Genomic DNA, 5,216 nt, shown 5'->3' with positions numbered 1-5,216 from the left:
CAACGCGCGGGCGCCGCGGGCGCCGGGGTTCTCCGGGTCGTGGTCGGCGCCGGTCCGCGGTCCGCCGGCGAAGATGACGGCGACGACCAGGGCCGCCAGGGTCCCCAGGCCGATGACCAGCAGCGAGCGGTTGCGCCGGAGCCAGTCGCTCATCGGGCCACCGCCAGCTCGTCGTCCAGGGCCAGCACGAACGCGGCCTGTTCGGGCGTGGCCCGGCGGTCGCCGTACAGCACCAGCTCGAAGAGCCGGGCGCCCTCCGACATCTCTGCCGCCTGGTCGGGGTAGGCCGACCGCAGCGCGTGCGTCACCTCGCGGGCCGTGGGCGCGGGTACCAAGTCCAGGCGTCCGCGTTCGACCTGGCGGGCGACCAGCGCGCGGAAGCCGTCGATGAGCGCGTCGGAGTGGCGCCCCTCGGTCAGCGCCCGCTCCGCGCGAGCACGCCACTGCGAGGCGCTCACCGAGGCGTCCAGCAGGACCGAGTCGGCGCCGGCTCGGCGGTGCGGCGCGGTGCGGGCGCGCGTGGCCAGCCACATCAGCGCGAGCACGAGCAGCAGGCCGATCGCCATCGCCGCGAAGGCCGAGAGGGGAGGAGCGTTGGAGGCTGCATCGAGGACGTCGAGGACCCACCGGCGCAGCCAGTCCAGCAGCCGCTGCATCACGTCGTCCTGGTGGTAGGCCGGGTCGAGCAGCTCACGGCGCAGCAGCTCGCGCCCCTGTTCCGGCGTCGGCACGAGGGGCGGATCGGGCAGCGGCCCCCACCTCACGGGCGAGGGTTCCCACCCGAGGTGGTGAGTCCGGCCCGCTGCATCAGGACCACGTCGAACGCCTCGGCGCGCATCCGCAGGTCGACGTACTGCAGCGTCGCGACCGACGTGGTGAAGGGCGCCACGAACGCGGCCGTGACCACCGAGGCGATCGCCTGCCCCATGACCAGGACGAAGACGCCGGCCTCCCCCGGCACGCCACCCAGGAGCACAGCCTGGCTCACGAAGCTGATCGGCAGGGACAGCATCGAGCCGGCGATCTGGGCGACGACGAAGGTGAGCAGGGCGATGCCGAAGGTTCGCCAGAACGCCGTGCGGGTGAGGTGGAAGGCGCGTCCGAGGGCGCCGAACACGCCGATCGGCTCGAGCATCAGCGCGGGCACCGGCAGGTAGTAGACGCGCACCCAGAACCAGACGAAGAACGCGGCGAACAGCGGCACGCTGATCAGGCCGTACACCACCGGGACCTGCCAGCCGCTGGTCGTCATCACCACGACGACCCAGCTCAGGGCGTAGAGCACCAGGAGCACAGCCGTGGTGAGCCCGAGCAGGAAGGTGAGGCCTATCAGCCGCCACCGCTTGCCGCGGGTCGCCGCCCAGGCCTGGCCCAGCGACAGCTTCTGTCCGATCGAGGCGGCCGCGACGACGTGGGCGATCATCCCGCCGACCAGGATCAGCCCGATGCCCTGCAGCACGCTGCCGAGCGCCAACGAGCCGAAGACGCCGACGATGCCGGCGATGTCCGCGCCGTCGACCGACGTGGTCACGCTCTCGCCTCCCGAGCCGCTCGTCAGCTCGGTGGCCAGCGACAGGTCGAGTGCCGCGCCCAGCGCCGCGGTCGCCAGCACCGGGATCGCCATCGCGATCGCGGCGACGAGCACCGCGGAGCCGACGGTCGCCCGGGGGTTGAAGCGGATGATCTTGAAGGCCGCGTCGTACATGTCGCCAAGGGTCAGCGGGCGCAGCGGGATCGCTCCCGGCTTGTGGGCCGCAGCCGGGGGCTGTTGCCGGGGCCGTTGCTGGGGGTGGGCCGCCGGCGCAGCGGCGTAGGGCTGGGTCGCAGGAGGGCGAGTCGGCGGTGACCACCCGGGCGGTGGCGGGTACTGCTCCGACATGGCTTCCCCCTTGGTTGCTGACGTGGGCGCAATCTTGTCAGGTCGCCCGGCGACGGTCCGGGGGAGGCGAGGCGATCGCGCGCCGCACGGTCACCACACCGGGAGAATCAGCCTGGTCGGGCGGTCGATTCCTACGCTCACCGGAGGGCGAATCCGGGCCCAGCCATTCCGATTTGGCGCGTGCCCTGATGTCTGCCAAGATAGTCCGGTTGCTCCGGCGAGTCGCTTACACGTGGCTGGCGGAGTGTGGCAGCACTTGACTTCTGAATCGCGTCTCCGAAGATCGATTGAGTTCGTCGTGTGCACCGCACCTCACCAGTTGGACGAGTAGGAGACCCGATCAGCCCGACGAACCCGTCGGGTGCCCCCCACACAACACATCGAGATCCAGGTCCCGTATCGCGGAAACAGCGCGACACGCCCGACCTCGGGGGTCGGTGGTGGGAGGCGGATGCACGGGCGGTACGGACTCACCCGAGGACGTGTCGTGAACCAGACCGAAACGCGGTACGACCCCCACGGGGCGTACGAGATCGATAAGGACGAGAGAGACCTATGGCGGGACAGAAGATCCGCATCAGGCTCAAGGCCTATGACCACGAGGTGATCGACACCTCGGCGCGCAAGATCGTGGACACCGTCACCCGCACGGGTGCCAAGGTCGCCGGCCCCGTGCCGCTGCCGACCGAGAAGAACGTGTTCTGCGTCATCCGCTCGCCCCACAAGTACAAGGATTCGCGCGAGCACTTCGAGATGCGCACCCACAAGCGACTGATCGACATTCTTGATCCCACGCCGAAGACCGTCGACTCGCTGATGCGCCTCGACCTGCCTGCCGGCGTCGACATCGAGATCAAGCTCTGAGGTCTGATATGAGCACTCTGGAACGTAATGTGAAGGGCCTGCTGGGCACCAAGCTCGGCATGACCCAGTTCTGGGACGAGAACAACCTCGTCGTCCCCGTCACCGTGATCGCAGCTGCGACCAACGTCGTGACCCAGATCCGCCAGCCCGAGATCGATGGCTACAACGCCATCCAGGTCGGCTACGGCGAGATCGAGGCGCGCAAGGTCAACCAGCCCGACGCCGGACACTTCGCCAAGGCAGGTGTGACCCCGCGTCGCCACCTGGTGGAGATCCGCACCGCCGACGCCGCGTCCTACACCATCGGTCAGGAGCTCAGCCCCGAGCTGTTCGCCGCCGGTGATGAGATCGACGTGACCGGCACCAGCAAGGGCAAGGGCTTCGCGGGTGTCATGAAGCGTCACGGCTTCCACGGTGTCGGCGCCTCGCACGGTGCCCACCGCAACCACCGCAAGCCTGGCTCCATCGGTGCCTGCGCCACGCCGGGTCGTGTCTTCAAGGGCACGCGCATGGCCGGGCGCATGGGTAGCGACACGGTCACCACGCAGAACATCACGGTGCACGCCATCGACGCCGAGAAGGGCCTGATCATGCTCAAGGGCGCCGTTCCCGGCCCCAAGGGTGGTCTCGTGGTCCTGCGCTCGGCCGCCAAGAAGACGCAGGAGGCCTGAGCATGGCTACCAAGACTGTCAAGGTTGACTTCCCGGCCGCGATCTTCGACGTCGAGGTCAACGTCCCGTTGATCCACCAGGTCGTCGTCGCGCAGCAGGCCGCTGCTCGCCAGGGCACGCACTCCACCAAGCGTCGCGGCGAGGTCCGCGGTGGTGGACGCAAGCCCCACAAGCAGAAGGGCACCGGCCGCGCCCGTCAGGGCTCGACCCGCGCGCCGCAGTTCACCGGCGGTGGCATCGTGCACGGCCCCAAGCCGCGCGACTACAGCGAGCGGACCCCCAAGAAGATGAAGGCTGCCGCCCTGCGCGGCGCCCTCTCCGACCGGGCCCGCAACGATCGCATCCACGTCGTCGACGGCCTGATCTCTGCCGACAAGCCCTCCACCAAGACGGCCCTGGCCGCGCTGATGAGCCTCAGCGACCGGGTCCGCTTCCTGGTGGTCCTCGAGCGCAGCGACTCCGTCACCTGGCTCTCGCTGCGCAACGCGCCGCAGGTGCACATCGTGGCTGTTGACCAGCTCAACACCTACGACGTGCTCGCCAGCGACGACGTCGTGTTCACGACGGGCTCCTACGAGGCCTTCGTGAGCGGCACCGCTGCCAAGGCCAGTGCCCGCAAGGGCGTCGCCGAGGCCCCGGCCGACGACGACGTGACCGAGGTCAAGGCGTTCGCGGACGTGTCCGAGGCGCCTGCCGACGAGGCCTCGGCCCTGCCACAGGGCGCCAAGGCGCCCCTCAAGAGCGGCAAGGCCCCCAAGGGCTACGACGTGAAGGGCAACGCCGACTCGGGCCTCTACCACGAGCCCGACGGCCAGTGGTACGACGCCACCGACGCCGAGTTCTGGTTCAAGAGTGCCGAGGACGCCGAGGCCGCTGGCTTCACGCGTGCCGGTGGCGCTGCCAAGGAGGACGACAAGTGAGCACCCTGCACAAGGACCACCGCGACATCCTGATCGCGCCGGTCGTCTCCGAGAAGAGCTACAGCCTCCTCGACGCCAACAAGTACACGTTCATCGTGCGCCCTGACGCCAACAAGACCGAGATCAAGATCGCGGTCGAGAAGGTCTTCAACGTCAAGGTGACCTCGGTCAACACGATCAACCGCCAGGGCAAGACGCGTCGTACGCGCACCGGCCTCGGCAAGCGTGCCAACACCAAGCGCGCCATCGTCAGCCTCGCTGAGGGTCACCGCATCGACATCTTCGGAGGTCCGGTCTCCTGACCGGACTGCTGAATAGGAACTGATATGGCTATCCGCAAGTACAAGCCGACCACCCCGGGCCGTCGTGGCTCCTCGGTGGCCGACTTCGTCGAGATCACTCGGACCACGCCCGAGAAGTCGCTGACGCGTCCCCTTCCCAAGAAGGGCGGCCGCAACAACCAGGGCCGGATCACCACCCGACACCAGGGTGGCGGTCACAAGCGCGCCTACCGCATCATCGACTTCCGTCGCTACGACAAGGACGGCGTTCCGGCCAAGGTCGCTCACATCGAGTACGACCCCAACCGCACTGCGCGCATCGCGCTGCTGCACTACATCGACGGCGAGAAGCGCTACATCGTGGCGCCCAAGGGCCTCGAGCAGGGCACGCCCGTCGAGTCCGGCCCCAACGCCGACATCAAGCCCGGCAACAACCTGCCGCTGCGCAACATCCCGGTCGGTACCACCATCCACTGTGTGGAGCTTCGTCCGGGCGGCGGCGCCAAGATCGCCCGCTCGGCCGGCAACTCCGCCCAACTGGTGGCCCGCGAGGGCAGCCGCGCCACGCTCCGCCTGCCCTCGGGCGAAATGCGGTTCGTGG

Annotated in this window: 7 protein-coding genes; 5 read left to right on the top strand and 2 right to left on the bottom strand. The window is 69.0% G+C overall.

Features of this window, described 5'->3' with window-relative positions:
• Positions 1–149 precede the first annotated feature (149 nt).
• Together RMO85_RS02885 and RMO85_RS02880 are read right to left on the bottom strand one after the other, a co-directional pair.
• Positions 150–731, bottom strand: coding sequence for a DUF4129 domain-containing protein (locus tag RMO85_RS02885; RefSeq protein ID WP_310526354.1), 582 nt, complete (start codon positions 729–731; stop codon positions 150–152).
• 29 nt (positions 732–760) lie between these two features.
• Complete coding sequence (locus tag RMO85_RS02880) at positions 761–1,879, bottom strand: hypothetical protein (RefSeq protein ID WP_310526353.1); 1,119 nt, start codon at positions 1,877–1,879, stop codon at positions 761–763.
• A 555-nt stretch (positions 1,880–2,434) separates the two neighbouring features.
• Here RMO85_RS02880 and rpsJ point away from each other — a divergent pair.
• The 5 genes from rpsJ to rplB all read left to right on the top strand — a co-directional run.
• On the top strand, positions 2,435–2,743 hold the full coding sequence (gene rpsJ / locus RMO85_RS02875; RefSeq protein WP_310526352.1) for a 30S ribosomal protein S10: 309 nt from the start codon (positions 2,435–2,437) through the stop codon (positions 2,741–2,743).
• A gap of 8 nt (positions 2,744–2,751) precedes the next feature.
• A complete protein-coding gene (gene rplC, locus RMO85_RS02870; protein WP_310526351.1) occupies positions 2,752–3,414 on the top strand; it encodes a 50S ribosomal protein L3 in 663 nt (220 codons plus the stop codon).
• Positions 3,415–3,416: 2 nt separating this feature from the next.
• Positions 3,417–4,334 carry a 50S ribosomal protein L4 gene (rplD, locus tag RMO85_RS19610; RefSeq protein WP_397202948.1) on the top strand — a complete coding sequence of 306 codons (918 nt, stop codon included), beginning with the start codon at positions 3,417–3,419 and terminating at the stop codon, positions 4,332–4,334.
• The gene (gene rplW / locus RMO85_RS02860; protein ID WP_010831710.1) at positions 4,331–4,636 is read left to right on the top strand and encodes a 50S ribosomal protein L23; all 306 of its coding nucleotides are present in this window, start codon (positions 4,331–4,333) and stop codon (positions 4,634–4,636) included. Before rplD ends, rplW begins: the two co-directional genes overlap by 4 nt.
• A 24-nt stretch (positions 4,637–4,660) precedes the next feature.
• Positions 4,661–5,216, top strand: a 556-nt coding sequence (gene rplB, locus RMO85_RS02855; protein ID WP_310526350.1) for a 50S ribosomal protein L2, incomplete at its 3' end; no start/stop codon positions are given.

The organism is Nocardioides sp., from assembly GCF_031422975.1.
Classification (GTDB): domain Bacteria; phylum Actinomycetota; class Actinomycetes; order Propionibacteriales; family Nocardioidaceae; genus Nocardioides.
The sequence above is the reverse complement of the archived record's forward strand: the minus strand, read 5'-3'. Positions and strand labels throughout refer to the sequence as shown.